The following is a 19,113-nucleotide window of genomic DNA, read 5'->3' on the forward strand; positions in this document are numbered from 1 at the left end:
GTCAGGCGTTCGCCTGCTCTGCGGCCTGCGCGGTCTCGTCGACGAACTCCCAGGCAGTACGGGCTTGGTTGACGTCGCCGGCCTCGGTGAAGCGGCGTGCTGCCTGCAGTGCGACGGCCGTCGCCTGCGTCATGTCGCCCTGTTCACCGTAGGCGTGGGCGGCGGCGAGGTACAGGCGCCCCTGCGTGCTCGGCGGCAGGTCGGCATCCTCGAGGGCGGCGCGGATGTCGTCGAGCGCCTCATCCACGTGCCCCTGCGCCCGCGCGAACCGTGCACGCACGATGGCGAGGGTCGCCAACTCGTCCGCGCTCTCGAGCAGGTCGAGGCGGCTCTTCGCTTCGCGTAACAGTTCCGCGACCCCGTCCTCGCAGCCGGCCTGGAGTCGCTCTTCCGCCGCAACGCGCGGGAAACGAGCCCAGTTGCGGAAGTCGGCGGTGGGCGACAGGAGTTGGTTCGCTCGATCGTGCGCAGCCTTGCCGGCCTCGACGTCACCGCTGTGCCACGCCACGTTGCCGAGAACCCACTCGGCCAGGCCGCGAGTCGGGGTCTCCTCGAGCGCTGCGGCTGACTCTTCGAGCTCGTGGGCGTAGGCGCCGGCATCGTCATGCCCGGCTGAGATGGCGGCCATGAGTGCCTGCGCCGACACGATCATGGGGAGGTGCGCGGACTGGCAGAGTCGCACGGCGTCGGCAGCACTCGACGCGGCAAGCCGCGCGTCCCCGTCGAGACGCGCCGCCTTGGAGGTGAGGATGCCGGCCCGCGCTTCGAGCAAGCTGGAGCCGACCGCGCGCGCAGCTGTCAAGTGAGCCGTGGCCTCAGCGACTGCCTCGCGGTAGTGCCCGAGGTCGATGTTGATCTCGACGAGCAAGGCACCGATGAGAAGTGTGATGTCGGAACGTCCGACCGTCGACAGCTGGCGGCGGGCGTCCTGCGCCTGTTCGAAGGCAAGGCCGAATGAACCCTGGCGCCACGAGAGAACGGCCTCGGAGTAAAGAGCAACCGCCTCGGCCTCTCCCGCCTTGCGGCGCCCGAACCCGGACAGATCTGAGGCACTCCCGAGCGTGCCGGGCTCGAGATTCAGCTTGGTCTCGAAGTAGCGAAGCATGTCCGGAGTCGGGGTCCGACGGCCCGATTCGAGGTGAGAGACGTAGCTGACGCTGCACCTGTTGCCCGCCAGTTCTGTCTGCGAAAGGCCCGCCTGTTTGCGCGCCGCCTTCAGGCGTTCACCAAAACTCATCGGTAACTACTTCCAGCCCCCAGGACGAGGCATACTTGACCTACAACTTGACCCATCAACGGCCGAGTTGTTGAACCCTCTACATTACGCATCCTATCCAGGAGTGACCATGGCCATCTTCAAGAAGCTTTCCGCATCCGTTGCGCTCGTGGCTGCCGCCGCGGCCCCGACGGTGGCCATCGTCGCCGCCAACTCGGCTGACGCAGCGCAGGCGAGCTCCGCTCACCACCTCGTGGTGGAGACCGGCGAGCACCGCATGTCGGACACCTGGCCGGCCTGATCATCCGCCAACTGCGTAACGAAGCGTGCCCCGTAGCCCCAAAGGCTGCGGGGCACGCGTCGTTCGTCGACCACTCGCTGTCCACGAGGGCGTTACTCGGCGCCGCCAGGGCCCATCCCTGCCCGCTGCACCCTGAGCGCCATTGCCACAGGCGGACCACCATTGCCGTCAGCTCGCGATGCACGAGCACCGTGGCCCACGCGAGAGAGCCCTCAGACCCCGACTGAATCGACGACCGCGCGTCACGTCCTGGCGGCTCTTCGGAGCGGCCCAGCAGATCGCGAGACGCTCGAGGCCGCGTGGCCGCCGGCACAGCGGGCCGCGCTCGACGATGCGCTCACGGTGCTGCTCGAGCGCGGCGTCGTAGCGCGTCAGCATCTGCAGACCCTGCCACCTCGCGTTCTGTACTGTGCGGTCTGAGCAACCTCCGGTAGGCCGCTGACCGCGACCTCCGTTCGCACGACGACGCGGGCCGTCGGCGCCCTCGAGGTGGATAGCGCGACCACCGTAGGCGTCGGTGCTCTCACCGAGGATGGAGACGTCGGCCTTGTAGAGCCCCGACGTCGGGACGAGGGTGGCGCGCAGGCCGTAGTCGTCGATGACGCCCGAGTCGCCCGCCGTCGCGTCGTAGGAGTCCGCGAGTGGCATGTACTGGTTGACGGGGGCCGGCTCGTTGAGGTGCGCGAGCGCGACGTCGCCGCTGGACGAGTGCTGCATGTCGTCGACGGCGATAGGCGTGCCGCGGTTCGAGGTGGAGTTGGGGAAGTGGACGTTCATCGACGTGTCACCGTCGGTGCCAGGTGCGCCGGCCTGATGGCCGACCGCTTGTTTTGTACGTGACTGTATCGGCGACATGCATTTGTCGCATTGGGAAAGTATGGATCACCCAACCGGGTTCCGCGCAGAAGTGGGTCGTTGCCGCACTGAGCTGCGGTTCTCGCGGCCGATGTCGCGCGGAGGGAAGCGCCATCGTCACGCATTCGTCTTGAGAAGTTCCCCATGGAGACGTTCCCCGCTCTCGCCGCTGCCGGCCTGGGTGCCCTGAAACTGGCCGCGGCCGCGCCGTCGGTGGCGGCCGACTCGCCTGCGACGCCCAGCACGACCGGGCACCACGGCAAGTCGACGACCGTCGGCAACCTGCAGCACACGCCGATGGAGTTCTGGTGCTCGAAGGGGATGCCGACCTAAGTCATCGCCGTCCGCACGGTGAAGACGCCAGAGGCGACGGTGACGGTGAGCGAGAGCGAGCCGCAGCTGCACGAGACGCACACGATGGGCCCGGTGACGCACGACAAGCCGCTCGTCATCTTCTCGAAGATCAACCAGGCCGGGAAGACGGCGACGATCACCGTCAAGGGCAACACGAGCAGGTCGGCGTTCAGCGTCACCGGCACGATTCCGGCGACGTGCAAGGGTCTGCCGACGGTTCAGCCGAACGGCACCGTCACTCCCCCTGCCCAGCCGACGAAGCCGATGCCGGGCACGCCCACTCCGACGAAGCCCGCCCCGAAGCCGATCGGCCCGCAGGTGCAGACGCACCTCGTCGCGGCGCAGGGCTCCTCGACGTCCGGTGAGATCGGCCTCGCCGGACTCGCGTTCGCGGCCATTGCCGCCGGTGGTGTCGTGACGTCTCGTCGTCGCTGATTGGCGTCACGCCCCGCGTGTTCTCCGCCCGGAAACGCGCCGACGATGACGCGCTCTCGGGCGATGATCGTCGGGCGTTCAGGCTCCCCGGGTTGGAATCGAACCAACGTCGCTAGTCCTGATTCAAAGTCAGGCGGCCCCTGCCAGCAGAGCAACCGGGGAACGTCCGCGAAGCGCGGACCGCACAAGAGTAGTTCACGCCGGGCCGCGCTGCACTCCGTCGACGCACCGACGCGTCCCCGCGATCGACGGCGCGGACCGCGCCTCAGGCCGCGTCAGCCCGCCCAGGCGCCCCAGGTCTCGGCTGCGACCTCGCGCCCACCCGGCACAATGGAGGGCATGACAACTCCTCGCCGCACGCGCATGTCGGGCACCCAGCGTCGCGAACAGCTCATCGACGTGGGGCGCCGCGCGTTCGCGGAACAAGGCGTCGCGGCGGCCACCGTCGAGGAGATCGCGGCCGCGGCGGGCGTGACGAAACCCGTCGTCTACGAGCACTTCGGTGGCAAGGAAGGCTTGTACGCCGTCATCGTCGACCGCGAGACGCGCAGCTTCCTCGACCACATCGCGAGCGCCCTGACCGACGACGGCACACCCCGCGAACTCTTCGAACGCGCCGTGACCGCCCAACTCAACTACATCAGCGCCAACCCCGACGGTTTCCGTGTGCTCATCCGTGACGCGCCGTCCTGGCACTCGACGGGCTCCCTCGCGAGCCTCATGTCGGACATCGCCACAAAGATCGAGAACGAACTCTCCCGCGTCATGTCGCGCCGCGAGATCGACCCCCGTTTCGCGCCGATCTACGCGCAGATGCTCATCGGCATGGCCGCCCTCACCGGCGACTGGTGGATCGAGCACGGCCAGGAATTCGACGCCACGGAGATGGCCGCCCACATGGTCAACCTCGGCTGGAACGGACTCACCGGCCTCGACGCCACGCCCACGCTCGTCGCGGCCGCGCCGGTGGCCGACGGCGAGCCCGACGTCGACAACATGGTGGCACCGATGGACCTGGGCGACGACGAGACGGACGACGACATCGCGTGACGAGGGCAGACGCCGTCTGCCGCGGGCAAGTCTCTCGACATCAAGTTTCTTGACGAGCGATAGAATGACCGCATGTCACTCACCGGTTCGCCGCGCCCCGCCGACTCGAACCGTGCCTTCGGCCCAAAAGGCGCCGACGACATCGCGTCTACGGCGTCGACCGCTCCCGACGGCAAGCCGCACCATGACGAGGTCGACGTCATCGTCGATGCCTGGGCCAGCGTCCGCCCGGGGCTCGACACGACGCCGCTCGAAGTGCTCTCGCGCATCAGCCGTATCGCGCGGCGCCTCGACCAGGCGCGCAACGCCGTCTTCACCGAGCATGAACTCGACGGCTGGGAGTTCGACGTGATGTCCGCCCTGCGCCGCGCAGGCGAACCGTTCGAGCTCTCCCCCGGCGCCCTCGTGCAGAAGACACTCGTCACCTCCGGCACGATGACGAATCGCGTCGACGGACTCGAACGACGCGGCTTCGTCTCCCGTCAACCATCGCCGAGCGACCGCCGCGGCGTCCTCGTCCGGCTGACCCCCGCGGGACTGCGGGCCGTCGACGCCGCGTTCGACGCGCTGCTGCACCACGAGCGCCGCCTGCTCGCCGGCATGGACGACGACGCTCGCGCTCACCTCGCCGCGTCGCTGCGGACGCTGCTCACGGCCGTCGAGAGCTGACCGCGAGGCACCTCAGTCGTCTTCGGTGCGGACGGTGCTCGACGTCCTGGATGCAGGCTCCGACAGCGCCGTCGGAAGAGATCCGGTCGGCGCCAGCTTCTCGACGAGGGCGGTGATGTCCGCGACGAGCCCGCATCCCACCGGTAGCCGTGCGAGCATCAGCATGCGCGCGAGGATGGGGGCGACGCCGTCGATGAGCGTCATCGTGCGCGCCCGCTGCTCGCTGTCATCGCACACCCAGTGCAGCGTGACGCCGAGATAGACGAGCCACAGCAACATCGGCAACTGGCGTCGCAGTGCGCCACCCGGCACGCCCTTCGAGCGTCCGAGCACGTCGGCGACGAGGCCGATCGCATCGTCGCGCGCCTGCGCCGACGCTCCCGACAGCGGGCTCGTGCCCGACGACGCCTGCAGCGCCGTCGTCAGCAGCGTCGAACCGAAGCCGTGGTACGGCTCCATGACGTCGATGCCCGCCCGCCACAGCGCGCATAGGTTGTCGGCTAGCGGCGCTCCGTCGCGGATGGCGGCCAGCGCGGCGTCGCGATGCTCGGCCTGGAGGCGCAGGTACAACTGCTGGACGAGCGCGTCCTTGCCGTCGAAGTAGTAGTACGCATTTCCTTGCGAGACGCCGGCTTCCGCGGCGATCGCGCGCATCGTCGTCTTCTCGTATCCGTGCTCGCGGAACATCGCCAACGCCGTCTCGACGAGGGCTTCACGCGTCTGCTCCGACTTCGTGGTCATGCGCTCAGTCAACCACGCTGTTGAACACGTTCAACGGCGCGCGGGGTCGTAGAGCCCTCCTAGACAGTCGTTCACGGCGCCTGGTGGCAAACGGCGCAGCGCGGCCAGGCGCCGCGCGCGACGGTAACACGCGCTCAGTTCAGGCGAGCATCTCGGCGGCCTCGAGCCATTCCATCTCGAGTTCGTCCTTCTCGGCGAGCACGGCACGCAGCTTGACGTCGATCTCCGCGGCCTTGCCGTAATCGCTTGCGGCAGCGGCGAGCTCGTCGTGCAGCTTGGTCTCGCGCTCGGCCAGCTTCGCGAGCTGACGTTCGATGCGCGCCACCGTCTTGCGCGCCTCGCGCTCCTCGGCGGCGCTCACCACGCGTCCGCCGGCGCCAGCGCCTGCTGCGTCGTCAGCCGCGAGCGAGGTCGCATCGACCCCCTTTGCCGCCGCGCCCTGGCGCTCGAACGCCGCCTGCGCCTGCAGGTGGTGCGCACGCAGCTCGAGGTACTGCTCGACCCCGCCGATGAGGTCGAGGATCTTGCCGTCGCCGAGCAAGGCGACCTGGCGATCGCACATGCGCTCGAGCAGGTACCGGTCGTGGCTGACGACGACGAGTGTGCCGGCCCAGCCGTCGAGGACGTCCTCCATCGACTGCAGCGTCTCGATGTCGAGGTCATTGGTCGGCTCGTCGAGCAGCAGCACGTTCGGCTCGCTCATGAGCAGGCGGAGGAACTGCAGTCGTCGACGTTCGCCACCCGACAGCTCCGACACCCGCGCCTGCTGACGTCCCCCGGAGAAGCCGAGCCGCTTCGCGAGCTGCGAGGCGGACGTCTCCTTGCCGTCGAGCATGATGTAGCTCGCCACGTCCTCGATCGCCTCGATGACGCGCCAGCCCTCGACGTCGTCGAGCTCGCGCACCTCCTGCGTCAGGTACGCGATCTTGACGGTCTTGCCCTGCTTGCGTTTGCCCGCCGACAGCTCCTGGGTTCCCGCGATGGCGCGCAGCAGCGTCGACTTGCCCGCGCCGTTGACGCCGACGATGCCGGTGCGCTCGCCCGGCGCGAGCCGCCACGTCTGCTTCGTCAGCAGTTCGCGCCCGCCGAGCGTGACGGACGCGTCGACGAGGTCGATGACATCCTTGCCGAGCCGCGTCGTCGCGAACCGGACGAGTTCGACGTCATCGCGCGGATCCGGTTCGTTCGCGATGAGCGCGTTGGCCGCGTCGATGCGGAACTTCGGCTTGCTCGTGCGGGCCGGGGCACCGCGCTGCAGCCACGCGAGCTCCTTGCGCAGCAGGTTCTGGCGACGCTCCTCCGTCGCGGCCGCGATGCGTGCCCGTTCGGCCTTCGCGAGCACGAACGCGGCGTAACCGCCTTCGTACTGCTCGACGCGTCCGTCGATGACCTCCCACGTGTTGGTGCTCGTCGCGTCGAGGAACCACCGGTCGTGGGTGATCGTGACGAGCGCCGAGTCGCTGCGTATGCGGCGTGCGTTGAGGAAGTCGGCGAGCCATTGCACGCCCTCGACATCGAGATGGTTGGTGGGCTCGTCGAGCAGCAGCAGATCAGGGTCGTCGACGAGCAGCTTCGCGAGCGCGATGCGACGGCGCTCGCCACCGGACTTGGGGCCGACGACGTCGTGCAGATCCATGCCCGGCAACAACCCGTTGATGACCTCGCGGATGCGCGCCTCCCCCGCCCACTCGTGCTCGGCGCGATCACCGACGACGGCCTGCAGCACCGTCCACTCCGCAGGAATCGTGTCCGCCTGCGTCAACATGCCGACGGTGACGCCGTTCGCCATCGTCAGACGCCCCGAATCGACCTCGTGCACACCCGCGAGCACCTTGAGCAGCGTCGACTTGCCTCCACCGTTGCGGCCGACGATGCCGATGCGCTCACCGCCGCCGATGCCGAGCGACACCGAATCGAGCAACTGCTGGGTGCCGAGGGCGAGCGAGATCTTCTCAGCGGACAGGAGGTTGGCCATGCCCGCGATTGTCTCACCGCCGTGGCACGTCGCCCAAAGCTGATGATGCGGCGCCCGTCAGAGCAGGTGCCGGACCGAGACGAGCGCTCGCCACGCCGTCCGTCAGATGTGGACGTAGTTCGCAGATGGGAACGTAGATCGCCGATGTGGATGGCAATCGCGAGGGTGGACGAAAATCGCAGGGTGGCAAGGCGGGGCGGGGCGGGGGTTCGGTCGGGGCGTCAGGAGGCGGAGGTGATCTGGGCGCCGTGGGGAGTGGAGGCGGCGAGGACGTAGTCGTCCGCGAGGTCACCGGCAGCGAGCACGTTGCGCAGCGCGACGGCGTCCTTGCGGCTCGCCATGAGGAACGCCACCGTCGGGCCCGAACCCGAGACCATCGCGTTGAGGGCACCCATCTCCAGGCCGAACTCCATCAGGGCGCGCAGCCTCGGCATGAGCGACAGCGCCGCAGGCTCCAGGTCGTTGTGCATGGCGACGGCGACGCCGTGGACGTCACCGGAGCGGACGCTCGCGAGCAGGCCGTCCGACGGAGAGGGCTCAGGCACGCGGTGGCCCTCCCGCAGCCGGTCGCACTCGGCGTAGACGGCGGGCGTGGACAGCCCCTCGTGCGTCAGCGCGAACAACCAGTGGTAGGTGCCCGTCGCGAGCACCGGCACGATCTTCTCCCCGCGCCCGGTGCCGAGCGCGGTGCCTCCGGTGAGGGCGAACGGGACGTCTGAGCCGAGCTGCGCGGCGAGCTCCTCGAGCGTCGCGCGCGACAGGCCGAGCCCCCAGAGCGCGTCGCAGGCGACGAGCGTCGCGGCGGCGTCGGCCGATCCGCCCGCCATGCCACCAGCCACCGGGATGGCCTTGCGAATCGCGATGGCGCAGCGGCCGTCGACGCCGTACGAGGTGGCCATGAGCTGCGCCGCTCGCCAGGCCAGGTTCGACTCGTCGCACGGCACGACGTCCGCGCCGAGCCCCGTCACCGTGAGCGAGAACTCGTCGGCCGACGTGACGTCGACCTCGTCGAACAGGTCGACGGCGTGGAACGTCGTCGCGAGGTCGTGAAACCCGTCGGCTCGGCGTGGCCCCACGCACAGCTCGAGGTTGACCTTCGCAGGCACCCTCACGCTGACGCGGGTGATCTGTGCGCTCGAAGCCGTCATGCCCCCACCCTATGCATGGACCGCTCTCCGGGCAGCCACCCGAGCCAACAGGCGCCGTCCGCCACAGTGTTGGGTGGGCATTGCGGCCGGAGGACGACTCAGTCCTGCGTCGCCGGCGCGTGGGCGGAGGCGATGGCGGCGAACTCGTCGATACCGAGGCGCTCGCCTCGCGTCCGCGGGTCGATGCCCGCCGCCACGAGTGCCGCCTCGGCCCGGTCGGCGCCGCCCGCCCAGCCGGCGAGGGCAGCCCGCAGCGTCTTGCGGCGCTGCGCGAACGCGGCGTCGATGCACGCGAAGACCTGCGCGCGCGTCGCCTCCGTCGTCGGCGGGTCACGACGCACGAGCGAGACGAGACCCGAATCGACGTTCGGGGCCGGCCAGAAGACGTTGCGTCCGACGCGGTCGGCGAGACGCACGTCGGCGTACCAGGCGGCCTTGACGCTCGGCACGCCGTAGACCTTGCTGCCCGGCTCCGCAGCGAGGCGCTGCGCGACCTCGAGCTGCACCATGACGAGCACGCGCTGCAGCGACGGGAAATGCTCGAGGAAGTTGAGGACCACGGGCACCGACACGTTGTACGGCAGGTTCGCGACGAGCGCGGTCGGTGCCGGCTCGAGCGAGTCGACCGTCATCGCATCCGCTTGGACGACGTTCAGCTTCGATGCGTGCTGCGGCGCGAACCGCTCCACCGTCGCGGGCAGCTGCGCCACCAGGTTCGGGTCGACCTCGACGACGCTGAGATGCGCGACGGCCGGCAGCAGCGCGAGCGTCAACGACCCGAGCCCCGGGCCCACCTCGACGACGGTGTCGTCGGCCCCGACCCCTGCCAGGCGGACGATCTTGCGCACCGTGTTCGGGTCGATGACGAAGTTCTGCCCCCACGTCTTCGTCGGACGCACCCCGTGACGCTCGGCGAGCTCGCGGATGTCGGCGGCACTCAACAGGCCCGTCGTGTCGTCACGGCCTGCGGGCGTCGCGTCGTCGTCATGCATGACGCCAACCCTATCGGCACATGCGAAGACCCGGCCCGCCCCACGAGGGGACGAGCCGGGTCTCCATGACCGGGCGCGCGGTGCGCGTCAGGTGTCGATCAGGCTGCGTGGCCGCAGGCCCACGGCTGCAGGCCGCGCTGGGCGTAGACCTTGTTCGCGATGGCGATCTGCTGCTCACGGGTCGCGAGGTCGGCGCGCGGGGCGTAGGCGCCGCCGCCGGAGCCGAGCCACGTCTGGTTGTCGAACTGCAGGCCGCCGTAGTAGCCGTTGCCCGTGTTGATGTGCCAGTTGTTCGTCGACTCGCAACGAGCGATGCGGTCCCACATGCCCGAGTTGGCGGCGGCCGGAGCGGCAGCGCTCTTCTGCGTGCGCTGGGCCGACGAGGCGTAGGTGCGCTGCTTCGGCGCGCTCTGCTGCGTCACGGCCTTGCGGGCGGTCGAACGCGACACCTGGGTCTGCTGCGACTGCTGCGGCGCCTGCTGAACGGCCTGCTTCGTACCGATCGTGACGACGCGGCGCACGGCATTGCGCGTGACGGTCGTGTCGATCACCTTGGAGGAGACGACCTTCTCGCCCTTCTTGGCGCTGCGGTACGTCACCGTCTCAGCGCCCGAACGGCCTTCCTGCGTCACCTTGGACGTGCCCTTGAGCATGTCGGCGCTGTAGACGTACTTCGTCTTCGCCGGGATCGTCTGGACCTGGCTCCAGTTGACGTACGTGACGGCGGGAGCAGCGGCCTTGGCGGGCGTGGCGGGCTTGGCGGGCTTGGCCGGCAGAGCCTGACGGGCCTGCGAACGCGAGGCGCGCTCGGCCTGCGTCTGCTTCGGCGCAGGCTTTGAAGCGGACGGCTTCGGCGCAGCCTTCGTCGTGGACGGCTTCGGCGCAGCCTTCGTCGTGGACGGCGTCGAGGTCGCGGACTTCGTCGGCGTCGAGCTCGAGGAGATCGAGGGAACGTCGGACGCGGTCTTCGAGTCGCTCGAACCGCAAGCGGCCAGCGTCGAAGCGGCTGCCACGGCAGCGGCCGCGGCGATCGTACGAGAAGTGGTGCGGGTGGTCGAGAACGTCATCATGCTCCGATGTCGAAGGTCCCTCACTGGCGGCGCGCAGAGCACCGAAGGCTCGGTGCGAAGCGCTCGGCTCAGGCCTGCGCTCCAGCCCGTCGACCATGAGGTCGAGGGCACGTCCGTGTGATCCAGACTCGGGTTAACCCGGACAACACTGCCGAGGCAACCCGCGAGGGTCAAATTCAGATAACGGAAACGTAACGGATACTGCGACGCGATGGGGCGTCAGGCGCGGCATCCCGGGAAATCCGCCGCTGCAGTGGGATTCGTCACACGCGGTGCCAGCCCCTTGCGTCGATCGCTGCGCTATGGAATCACGCGCGTGACGCTCACCACGGCCCGTAGACGCGCTCGGAGTTCTCCGACAACGCCGCACACAACGTCGGGACGTCGACGTTCTTGACCTCGGCAAGCGCTCGCACCGTCAGCGGCACGAGGTACGGCGCATTGGTCGCTCCGCGGTGCGGCGACGGCGTCAGGTACGGCGCATCCGTCTCGACGAGGAGCTGCTCGAGCGGCACCTGTGCGAGTGCCGCCCTCAGTTCGCGGGCGTTCTTGAACGTCACGACGCCGGCGACGCTGACGTAATAGCCGCGCTCGACGCACTCGCGCGCCATCGCGACATCACCGCTGAAGCAGTGCAGGACGGTCTTCTCCGGCGCGCCCTGCTCGGCGAGGATGCGCATGACGTCCTCGTGCGCCTCACGGTCGTGGATCTGCAGCGCCTTGCCGAGGCGCTTGGCGAGCTCGATGTGCCACCGGAAACTCTCCTGCTGCACCGCGATGCCGTCGGGACCGGTGCGGAAGTAGTCGAGCCCGCTCTCACCGACGACACGCACCCGCGGGTGGGCCGCGATGCGCTCGATTTCGGCGTATGCGGCGTCGAGCTCGCCCGCGGCGTACAGCTTGGGCGCCTCGTTGGGGTGCAGCGCGACGCCGCCGAGCAATTCGGGGTGGGCGTCGATGACGCGCTCGGTGAAGCGCGCGCCCGCAAGATCACACCCCACCTGCACCATCCGATCGACGCCGACCGCGACGGCCTCGTCGATGACGGCGCGCACGTCGGGTGGCGCGCCGCCGTCACGGGAGATGTCGAGGTGAGTGTGATTGTCGACGACCGGTGACGGCAGCGGCTGCGGCGGCGCCGGCTTGTCGCTGCGGCGCAGGTTGGGGTCGCTCACGCCGAGATGTTCATTCGCTCGAGTTCCTCCTCGACCACCGCAGGGTCGAACTTCTTGAACGCCGGCTTCGGCTTCACGATCGGTGTGCCCGGCGCGACGTCGCTCGGCTGCCAGCGTGGCGTGGCCGAGTACTCGCCCGTGATGATGCGGTACGGACGTCCGTCGTCGAGGTCGGTGACCTCCTTCGCGACCGGCATCGGCATAAACTCCCCCTCACCGCCCATGACCTCGTGCACGAGATTCGCGGAGAACGGCACGAACGGCGCCATCATCGTGTTGAGGTCGACGACGCACTGCGCGAGCGTGTGCAGCACCGTCGCGAGACGCGCGCGCTCGTCCTCACCCTTGAGCTTGAACGGCTCCGTCACCGCGACGTACCGGTTGACCTCGCCGACGAGACGCATCGTCTCCGTGAGGGCCGCCTTGAGACGGTTGCGCTCGATGAGCGCACCCACCGTCGCGAACCCGCCGCGCACCGCGTCGAGCACCTCGCGGTCGACATCGGCCAACTCGGACGGCGCCGGGATCTCACCGAAGTTCTTGTGGATCATGCTCGCCGCACGATTGACGAGATTGCCCCAGCCCGCGACGAGTTCCGAGTTGTTCCGCTGCACGAACTCGGCCCACGTGAAGTCCGCGTCCTGACTCTCGGGGCCGGCCGCGACGATGAAGTACCGCAACGGATCGGGCCCGTAGCGCTCCAGCACGTCCTTGACGTAGATGACATGCCCCCGACTCGTCGAGAACTGCTTGCCCTCCATCGTCATGAACTCGGACGAGACGACCTCCGACGGCAGGTTGAGATGCCCGAAAGGACTCTCCACCCCGCCCTTCGCGCCCTCGCCATTCGCAGCAAGAAGCTCAGCGGGCCAGATCTGCGAATGAAAGACGATGTTGTCCTTCCCCATGAAGTACTTGGAAACCGCGACTCCGTCGCTGTTTCCAAGTGCTTCCGATGCCTTCTGGGCTCCGACGCTGCCCTCGTCGGACGTCGCACGCTCCGCCCGAGCGAGCTCCGCATCTCCACCCGTGCTCGCTGCGCTCGTCGCGTCGCCCGTGCTCGCTGCGCTCGTCGCGTCGCCCGTGCTCGCAGGCGCGTTCCACCACTCGCGCCACTTGTCGGGCTCGCCGAGGCGACGTGCCCACTCGATCGAGGCCGACAAGTAGCCGACGACGGCGTCGAACCACACGTACAGACGCTTCGTCGGCTGCTCGCGCCACCCGTCGAGCGGCACGGGAATGCCCCAGTCGATGTCGCGCGTCATCGCGCGCGGACGGATCTCCTCGAGGATGTTCTGGCTGAACTTGATGACGTTCGGGCGCCACGTGCCCGTCGCCTCACGCCCGTCGAGCCACGACGACAACGCGTCCGCGAGCGCCGGCAGGTCGAGGAAGAAGTGCTGCGTCTCGATGAACTCCGGCGTCTCACCGTTGATCTTGGACCGCGGATCGATGAGATCCGTCGGGTCGAGCTGGTTGCCGCAGTTGTCGCACTGATCGCCGCGCGCCTCCGCGTACTTGCAGATCGGGCACGTGCCCTCGATGTACCGATCCGGCAGGGTTCGCCCCGTCGACGGGCTGATGGCGCCCGACGTCGTCTGCTCGACCATGTACCCGTTCTCGTGCAGCGCGAGGAACAGCTTCTGCACCACCTCGTAGTGGTTCGCCGTCGTCGTGCGCGTGAACAGGTCGTAGCTGAGGCCGAGGCCGACGAGGTCGTCGACGATGATGCTCGCGTTCTCGTCCGCGAACTCCTGCGGCGTCTTGCCCGCCTTCTCCGCCATGATGACGATCGGCGTGCCGTGCTCGTCGGTGCCCGAGACCATGAGCACGTCATGACCCGCCATGCGCATGTACCGGCTGTAGACGTCGGAGGGCACACCGAAACCGGCGACGTGCCCGATGTGGCGGGGGCCGTTGGCGTACGGCCAGGCAACAGCGGAGAGAACCTTGGTCATGGGCCCATCCTAGGAGCCGCCGCCGACAACCGCTCTCTCGTGTCATCTCCCCTGCCGCGCCCCGAGGTGGCCCCGGCGAGGAGCGCACGCCGACGAGGTCGACTCAGTGCAGTCCGCTCTCGTGCGCCGCGTGGCTCGCGGGCTCGAACTGCAGCGTCGAGTGGTCGACGTCGAAGTGGCCGACCAGGCACTCGAGCACCTCGTCGAGCAGCCGCGGGGCGTGCCCGTCGTGAAAGCACTCGTCGTCGATGACGAGGTGCGCCGACAATGCCGGCAGGTCGCTCGTCACGCTCCACACGTGCAGGTCGTGCACGTCGCGTACGTGATCGACCTCGAGCATGTGCGCGCGGATCGCCTCGACGTCCGTGCCGTCTGGCGCGCCCTCGAGCAGCACGCGCCCGGCCTGCGCGACGAGCCCTGCCCCCGCGTGGAACATGAGAGCGACGACGATGAGTGTCGCGACGGCGTCGGCGCGCATCCACCCCGTCGCCCAGATGACGGCGGCGGCCACGGCCGTACCGATGAACCCGTACAGGTCGGTGATGATGTGACGGTACGCGCCCTCGACGTTGAGCGACGTCCGGTTCGCGCGGGCGAGCAGCATGCCCGCGGCGACGTTGACGACGACGCCCGCCAGGGCGACCGCGAGGACGGGTTTCGGCTCGACCTGCGGCGGGTCGACGAGGCGCCGCACTGCCTCGACGAGCAGCACCGCCCCGAGCAGCAACAACGTGATGCCGTTGCCGAGGCCGGAGAGGATCTCGGCGCGCTTGAACCCGAACGTCAACCGCGCGTTGGCGGGCTTCGCGGCGAGGTGGATCGCCCACAGGGCCAACGCGATGGCGGCGGCGTCCGTCAGCATGTGCGCCGCGTCCGACAGCAGCGCGAGCGAACCCGTCGCGAAGGCCACGACGACCTCGGCGAGCATGTAGAGCACGAGCAGCGCGAGGGCTGCGCTCAGGTAGCGCCGGTCGGCGTCAGCACTCGGAGCGTGGCTGTGGGCGTGGCCGCCATGTCCGTGGCCGTCATGCGCAGTCTGCTGCTCATGGGCCTCGCGCCCGTCATGCGATTCGTGTCGTGTGCCCACGCGCCACCTCCTCGGTCGGCACCATTCTAACGGCCCTCATCGACGGCTGAGTCACGTGATGCGCGCTGCGTCAGTCCTGACTGACTCGACGCGCATCATGTGACTCAGTTGCACCGGCGTCGTTCGGGGGAATGCCCGCGGCTGTGCCAGAGTTGACGCAGTGTTTCGCCGGGGCCGGAGGCGCCGGCGGTCGTTGACCCGAAGGACGTGCCATGTTCGCAGCGCTCACCGGGGCGGGCCTGTCGGCCGCCGCCGGTCTCAACGCCTACATCCCGTATCTCGTCGTCGCTCTGCTCGCGCGCTTCACCGACGTGATCACGCTGCCCTCCGGGTTCTCGTGGGTCGAGAGCACGCCGTCGATCGTCATCGCGTCGATCCTGCTCGTCGGCGAGATCATCGTCGACAAGATCCCGGCCCTCGACAGCGTCAACGATGCGCTCGGCACGATCGTGCGCCCCGCCTCGGGCGCCGTCGTCTTCGCGGGGACGGCGGCCGCCGCGAACCTCGACAACTCGCCGTGGATGACGCAGCATCCGTGGGTCGGCCTCATCGGCGGCGCCATCGTCGCGGGCATCTTCCACACGGGAAAGGCCGCCGCACGCCCCGTCGCGAACGTCGGGACGGGTGGTTTCGCCGCGCCCGTCCTGTCGACGGCGGAGGACGCGACGTCGATCCTGCTCAGCCTCGCGGCCGTCTTCGCGCCGATCCTCGCGCTCGTGCTGCTCGCCGTCGTCGCGTGGGTGATGTGGCGGCTGTGGCGCCGGGTCGTCGCAATGCGTGAGCGCCGCGCCGCGCGCGCCGCGGTCTGAGAGCGCCCGGCCCATGTCGTTTTCCGCCCTCGCCGCCGACTCCGCGACCGAACACCGCCTTCGGCGCCGTCGTCTCGTGCGCAACATCGTCGCGGCGCTCGTCATGGCGCTCGTCGTGTTCGGGGTGATGCGGACGTGGCACGCTGTCACCGCCCCGGGTCAGAACCCGCACGTCGCGACGAAGACGGTGACGCTCATCGCCGCCGAACCGCGTGACGACGGCGTCCACGTGCGGGCGCGACTCGACGCGCCGTCGGTCGATGCGACCTCACACGAACTCGAAGCCGTCATCCCGACCGCGACGTGGAACCTCACCCATGCGCTGTGGGCCTGCTACCCCCCGAACGACCCGGCACGCGGCAGCCTGCGCACGCCCCTCGACCCCGGTTGCGTGTACTTCGTCGACGCCCAGGACTGACGACCCGGCCTGCGGTTGCTCGGGGGCGCTAACCGTCAGCGCGCCGCGAGAGCAGCGTCGTACAGGGTCTTCTTGGACAGGCCGCTCGCCTGGGCGACCTGGCCGCACGCGTCCTTGAGCCGCACTCCCCCGGCGACGAGATCGAGCACCGTCGCGACCGCATCCTCGAGCGACGCCTCACGAGGTTCGGCACCCTCGACGACGACGGTGATCTCGCCGCGTGCCCCGTCGAGGGCCCACACCGCGAGTTCGCGCAGACCGCCGCGGCGGACCTCCTCGTACGTCTTCGTCAGTTCACGACAGACCGCGCCGCGCCGCTCGTCGCCGAACGCGTCGGCCATCGCCTCGAGCGTCACCGCCAAACGGTGCGGCGCCTCGAAGAACACCATCGTGCGTGCCTCGTCGGCGAGCGCCGCGAGCGTGCGGGCGCGTTCGCCGGCCTTGCGCGGCAGGAACCCCTCGAAGCAGAACCGGTCGACGGGCAGCCCTGACACCGCGAGCGCCATGAGGACGGCCGACGGACCGGGCACGCACGTCACCGTCAGGTCGCGTTCGACGCACGCGGCGACGAGGCGGTACCCCGGGTCGCTGACGCTCGGCATCCCGGCGTCGGTGACGAGCAGGACGCGTTCGCCTGCGGCGATGCGCTCGACGATCTCGCCCGTGCGCTGGGCCTCGTTGTGCTCGTGGTAGCTCATCATCGACCCGCTCGGGGTGACCCCCAGCGCGTCGCAGAGCCGCTTCGTCCGCCGCGTGTCCTCCGCGAGGATCAGCGGCGCGCTCGCGAGTTCGTGCGTGAGACGCGGTGCCGCGTCCGCCGGGTCGCCGATCGGCGTCGCGGCGAGAACGAGGGCGGGGACGGGGGCTTCGGTACTCACGCGGCCATGGTGTCACGCCGGCGCGGACGCGCCTCGTGCCCGCCGCGGGTCGACCTGGGTCTCGAGGCCTGACGTCGGAGCGGGCCCCTCCTGTCAGTGCCACCGACTACGCTGACCAATCGGGGCAGACCGTCCCACCGCCCGCCCGCGAGGATCGAGGACGCCACCGGTGAACGCCACACTGACCGACGCCCCGTCGTCCGCCACCCGCGTCGACACCGACGGCCGTCCCGACCGCGACGAGTTGATGCTGCGTGAGCGCCTGCTCGGCGCCCCGGCGAGTGCGCAGCAAAAGCTGTGGAGCTGGTTCGGCCCCCTGATGGTCATGCTGATCGGCGGTTTGCTGCGGCTGTGGGATCTGGGTCGCCCCCACCAGTTGATCTTCGACGAGACGTACTACGTCAAGCAGGGCTGGTCGATGATCCTGTACGGCCACGAACGCAAGACGCCCGCGAACATGCCGGAGCCGGACGCGTTCTTCACGCACGGCCAGGTGCCGACCGTGTACGGCACCGAACCCGACTTCATCGTCCATCCGCCGCTCGGCAAGTGGATGATCGGCGCCGGCGAGCACCTGTTCGGCATCACCTCCTCGTTCGGCTGGCGCATCGCGGTGGCACTCACCGGCACGCTCGCGATCCTGCTCGTCGGGCGCGCCGCCTGGCACCTGTTCCGCTCGGCGACGCTCGCGACGATCGCGGCGCTGCTGACCGCGTTCGAGGGCATGGAATTCGTCATGTCGCGCACGTCGATCCTCGACGGGCTCGTCAGCTTCTGGGCTCTCGCCGGGTTCGTCGCGATCCTCGCCGACCGCGACCGCAGCCGTCGGATCCTCGCGCGCAAGGTCGCGCAGCTGCGTCGTGACGGCGACTGGTCGTTCGATGCGAAGCAGCGCCTCGCCGGCCCGTCGCTCGGCCTGCGCCCGTGGCGCTGGGTCGCCGCCGTGTGCCTCGGCCTCGGCATGGCGACGAAGTGGTCCGACGGGTTCTATCTCGCCGCGATCGGTCTGCTCACCGTGTTCTGGGATCTCGGAGCGCGCCGCGCCGTCGGCGTCCGCCGCTGGCTCTCGGCGACCGTCATCAAGGACGCCGTCACCGGGGCGCTCATCATCGTCCCCACGGCATGCCTGACATATCTGCTCACCTGGGCCGGATGGTTCCACTCGAACGACGCCTGGGGACGCAACTGGGCCGCGAGCAACCCGGCGACCAAGAACACCGGGTTCGCACCCGATTCGAGCCTGTTCTCGTGGCTGCCCGACAGCCTGCGCAGTCTGTGGCAGTACCACATCCAGATGTACGACTCGGCGGAGAGCATCACGTCGCCACACACGTATCAGTCGAACCCGTGGTCGTGGATGGCGCAGACACGCCCCACCTCGTTCTTCTACGAGGCGCCTGCGAAGGGCGATCAGGGGTGCTCGGTCACGGAATGCTCGAAGGCGATCACCTCGCTCGGCAACGTCAGCATCTGGTGGTTCGGCATCGCCGCCCTGCTCGTGTGCGTCTTCATGTGGGCGCTGCGCCGCGACTGGCGTGCCGGGACGCTCATCGCACTCGTGCTCGCCGGATGGCTGCCCTGGTTCAGCTACCAGGAGCGCACCGTCTTCACCTTCTACGCGGTCGTGTTCGCGCCCTACGTCATCCTCGCCGTCACGTACTGCCTGGGCTTGATCCTCGGACCCGCCACCGCGAGCCTGCGACGGCGACGCATCGGCGCCGGCGTCGTCGGCGCGTACGTCGTGCTCGCCGTCGCGACGTTCGTCTTCTTCTGGCCCATCTACACCGCGCAGGTCATCCCCCACGATCACTGGAGCTGGCGGATGTGGCTGCCGTCCTGGATCTGACGGGGGCTTCCGGCGCGGGTCGCGTACCGACCGGCGGTCGAGCCTGCGATGCCTGCTGAGGAGCCCGCGGCTTCGCCGATCAGCAATGCGCGACCTCTCATCGTGCTATGACCCAGGTCACGATCTGGGTACGAAT

The 19,113-nt window shown here is 69.2% G+C and carries 19 protein-coding genes and 1 tRNA gene; 8 read left to right on the forward strand and 12 right to left on the reverse strand.

The genetic code is table 11. From position 1 onward, the window contains the following. Position 1 precedes the first annotated feature (1 nt). Positions 2-1,237 (reverse strand): helix-turn-helix transcriptional regulator, encoded by a 1,236-nt coding sequence (locus NQ706_RS06885; protein WP_081873723.1) that lies wholly within the window; start codon positions 1,235-1,237, stop codon positions 2-4. A gap of 109 nt (positions 1,238-1,346) precedes the next feature. Between NQ706_RS06885 and NQ706_RS06890 the strand changes: the two genes are divergently transcribed. Further along, complete coding sequence (locus NQ706_RS06890; RefSeq protein WP_167539857.1) at positions 1,347-1,517, forward strand: hypothetical protein; 171 nt, start codon at positions 1,347-1,349, stop codon at positions 1,515-1,517. A gap of 168 nt (positions 1,518-1,685) precedes the next feature. Here NQ706_RS06890 and NQ706_RS06895 read toward each other — a convergent pair whose 3' ends face one another. After that, entirely contained in the window at positions 1,686-2,294 is a 609-nt protein-coding gene (locus NQ706_RS06895) for a hypothetical protein (protein WP_051806104.1), read from the reverse strand. A 222-nt stretch (positions 2,295-2,516) separates the two neighbouring features. Here NQ706_RS06895 and NQ706_RS06900 point away from each other — a divergent pair, with 222 nt between their 5' ends. Further along, positions 2,517-2,705, forward strand: coding sequence for a hypothetical protein (locus NQ706_RS06900; protein ID WP_038569178.1), 189 nt, complete (start codon positions 2,517-2,519; stop codon positions 2,703-2,705). Positions 2,706-2,723: 18 nt separating this feature from the next. Continuing rightward, complete coding sequence (locus tag NQ706_RS06905) at positions 2,724-3,161, forward strand: hypothetical protein (RefSeq protein ID WP_038569180.1); 438 nt, start codon at positions 2,724-2,726, stop codon at positions 3,159-3,161. 83 nt (positions 3,162-3,244) lie between these two features. Here NQ706_RS06905 and NQ706_RS06910 read toward each other — a convergent pair. Further along, positions 3,245-3,323, reverse strand: a tRNA-Gln gene (locus tag NQ706_RS06910). Positions 3,324-3,491: 168 nt separating this feature from the next. Between NQ706_RS06910 and NQ706_RS06915 the strand changes: the two genes are divergently transcribed. Together NQ706_RS06915 and NQ706_RS06920 are read left to right on the forward strand one after the other, a co-directional pair. Continuing rightward, a complete protein-coding gene (locus NQ706_RS06915; protein ID WP_038569182.1) occupies positions 3,492-4,211 on the forward strand; it encodes a TetR/AcrR family transcriptional regulator in 720 nt (239 codons plus the stop codon). 72 nt (positions 4,212-4,283) lie between these two features. Next, positions 4,284-4,880 (forward strand): MarR family winged helix-turn-helix transcriptional regulator, encoded by a 597-nt coding sequence (locus tag NQ706_RS06920; protein ID WP_081873724.1) that lies wholly within the window; start codon positions 4,284-4,286, stop codon positions 4,878-4,880. 12 nt (positions 4,881-4,892) lie between these two features. Here NQ706_RS06920 and NQ706_RS06925 read toward each other — a convergent pair whose 3' ends face one another. The 8 genes from NQ706_RS06925 to NQ706_RS06960 form a co-directional block, all read right to left on the reverse strand. After that, a complete protein-coding gene (locus NQ706_RS06925) occupies positions 4,893-5,621 on the reverse strand; it encodes a TetR/AcrR family transcriptional regulator (RefSeq protein WP_038569184.1) in 729 nt (242 codons plus the stop codon). A 139-nt stretch (positions 5,622-5,760) separates the two neighbouring features. After that, the gene (locus NQ706_RS06930) at positions 5,761-7,596 is read right to left on the reverse strand and encodes an ABC-F family ATP-binding cassette domain-containing protein (protein WP_038569186.1); all 1,836 of its coding nucleotides are present in this window, start codon (positions 7,594-7,596) and stop codon (positions 5,761-5,763) included. A 221-nt stretch (positions 7,597-7,817) separates the two neighbouring features. Then, a complete protein-coding gene (locus NQ706_RS06935) occupies positions 7,818-8,744 on the reverse strand; it encodes a 4-(cytidine 5'-diphospho)-2-C-methyl-D-erythritol kinase (RefSeq protein WP_038569193.1) in 927 nt (308 codons plus the stop codon). A gap of 98 nt (positions 8,745-8,842) precedes the next feature. Then, positions 8,843-9,736 (reverse strand): 16S rRNA (adenine(1518)-N(6)/adenine(1519)-N(6))-dimethyltransferase RsmA, encoded by an 894-nt coding sequence (gene rsmA / locus NQ706_RS06940; RefSeq protein ID WP_038569195.1) that lies wholly within the window; start codon positions 9,734-9,736, stop codon positions 8,843-8,845. Between the two features lie 98 nt (positions 9,737-9,834). Next, positions 9,835-10,806 (reverse strand): resuscitation-promoting factor, encoded by a 972-nt coding sequence (locus tag NQ706_RS06945; protein WP_051806106.1) that lies wholly within the window; start codon positions 10,804-10,806, stop codon positions 9,835-9,837. A gap of 323 nt (positions 10,807-11,129) precedes the next feature. Further along, positions 11,130-11,981 carry a TatD family hydrolase gene (locus NQ706_RS06950; protein ID WP_038569197.1) on the reverse strand — a complete coding sequence of 284 codons (852 nt, stop codon included), beginning with the start codon at positions 11,979-11,981 and terminating at the stop codon, positions 11,130-11,132. Beyond that, entirely contained in the window at positions 11,978-13,939 is a 1,962-nt protein-coding gene (gene metG / locus NQ706_RS06955) for a methionine--tRNA ligase (protein WP_038569200.1), read from the reverse strand. Before metG ends, NQ706_RS06950 begins: the two co-directional genes overlap by 4 nt. Positions 13,940-14,042: 103 nt before the next feature. Further along, positions 14,043-15,026, reverse strand: a complete 984-nt coding sequence (locus NQ706_RS06960; protein WP_038569204.1) for a cation diffusion facilitator family transporter — start codon at positions 15,024-15,026, stop codon at positions 14,043-14,045. Between the two features lie 212 nt (positions 15,027-15,238). Between NQ706_RS06960 and NQ706_RS06965 the strand changes: the two genes are divergently transcribed. Together NQ706_RS06965 and NQ706_RS06970 are read left to right on the forward strand one after the other, a co-directional pair. Next, positions 15,239-15,835 (forward strand): DUF4126 domain-containing protein, encoded by a 597-nt coding sequence (locus tag NQ706_RS06965; protein ID WP_006946758.1) that lies wholly within the window; start codon positions 15,239-15,241, stop codon positions 15,833-15,835. Between the two features lie 13 nt (positions 15,836-15,848). Then, on the forward strand, positions 15,849-16,253 hold the full coding sequence (locus tag NQ706_RS06970) for a hypothetical protein (RefSeq protein ID WP_144708431.1): 405 nt from the start codon (positions 15,849-15,851) through the stop codon (positions 16,251-16,253). 35 nt (positions 16,254-16,288) lie between these two features. Here the strand turns inward: NQ706_RS06970 and rsmI are convergent, their stop codons facing one another. Beyond that, a complete protein-coding gene (gene rsmI / locus NQ706_RS06975) occupies positions 16,289-17,131 on the reverse strand; it encodes a 16S rRNA (cytidine(1402)-2'-O)-methyltransferase (protein ID WP_288756697.1) in 843 nt (280 codons plus the stop codon). Between the two features lie 169 nt (positions 17,132-17,300). Between rsmI and NQ706_RS06980 the strand changes: the two genes are divergently transcribed. Then, on the forward strand, positions 17,301-18,977 hold the full coding sequence (locus tag NQ706_RS06980) for a dolichyl-phosphate-mannose--protein mannosyltransferase (protein ID WP_038569208.1): 1,677 nt from the start codon (positions 17,301-17,303) through the stop codon (positions 18,975-18,977). Positions 18,978-19,113: the final 136 nt, after the last annotated feature.

Origin of the sequence: Dermacoccus sp. BD5 (assembly GCF_044878485.1) — a bacterium.
GTDB lineage: Bacteria > Actinomycetota > Actinomycetes > Actinomycetales > Dermatophilaceae > Dermacoccus > Dermacoccus nishinomiyaensis.

What these genes read in the sequence shown, in the direction of transcription:
- NQ706_RS06965 (WP_006946758.1), top strand. Translation starts at nt 15,239, where the DNA reads ATGTTCGCAGCGCTCACCGGGGCGGGCCTGTCGGCCGCCGCCGGTCTC.
- NQ706_RS06885 (WP_081873723.1), bottom strand. Translation starts at nt 1,237, where the DNA reads ATGAGTTTTGGTGAACGCCTGAAGGCGGCGCGCAAACAGGCGGGCCTT.
- NQ706_RS06915 (WP_038569182.1), top strand. Translation starts at nt 3,492, where the DNA reads ATGGAGGGCATGACAACTCCTCGCCGCACGCGCATGTCGGGCACCCAG.
- metG (WP_038569200.1), bottom strand. Translation starts at nt 13,939, where the DNA reads ATGACCAAGGTTCTCTCCGCTGTTGCCTGGCCGTACGCCAACGGCCCC.
- rsmA (WP_038569195.1), bottom strand. Translation starts at nt 9,736, where the DNA reads ATGCATGACGACGACGCGACGCCCGCAGGCCGTGACGACACGACGGGC.
- NQ706_RS06935 (WP_038569193.1), bottom strand. Translation starts at nt 8,744, where the DNA reads ATGACGGCTTCGAGCGCACAGATCACCCGCGTCAGCGTGAGGGTGCCT.
- NQ706_RS06925 (WP_038569184.1), bottom strand. Translation starts at nt 5,621, where the DNA reads ATGACCACGAAGTCGGAGCAGACGCGTGAAGCCCTCGTCGAGACGGCG.
- NQ706_RS06895 (WP_051806104.1), bottom strand. Translation starts at nt 2,294, where the DNA reads ATGAACGTCCACTTCCCCAACTCCACCTCGAACCGCGGCACGCCTATC.
- NQ706_RS06900 (WP_038569178.1), top strand. Translation starts at nt 2,517, where the DNA reads ATGGAGACGTTCCCCGCTCTCGCCGCTGCCGGCCTGGGTGCCCTGAAA.
- NQ706_RS06920 (WP_081873724.1), top strand. Translation starts at nt 4,284, where the DNA reads ATGTCACTCACCGGTTCGCCGCGCCCCGCCGACTCGAACCGTGCCTTC.
- NQ706_RS06930 (WP_038569186.1), bottom strand. Translation starts at nt 7,596, where the DNA reads ATGGCCAACCTCCTGTCCGCTGAGAAGATCTCGCTCGCCCTCGGCACC.
- NQ706_RS06945 (WP_051806106.1), bottom strand. Translation starts at nt 10,806, where the DNA reads ATGATGACGTTCTCGACCACCCGCACCACTTCTCGTACGATCGCCGCG.
- NQ706_RS06970 (WP_144708431.1), top strand. Translation starts at nt 15,849, where the DNA reads ATGTCGTTTTCCGCCCTCGCCGCCGACTCCGCGACCGAACACCGCCTT.
- NQ706_RS06890 (WP_167539857.1), top strand. Translation starts at nt 1,347, where the DNA reads ATGGCCATCTTCAAGAAGCTTTCCGCATCCGTTGCGCTCGTGGCTGCC.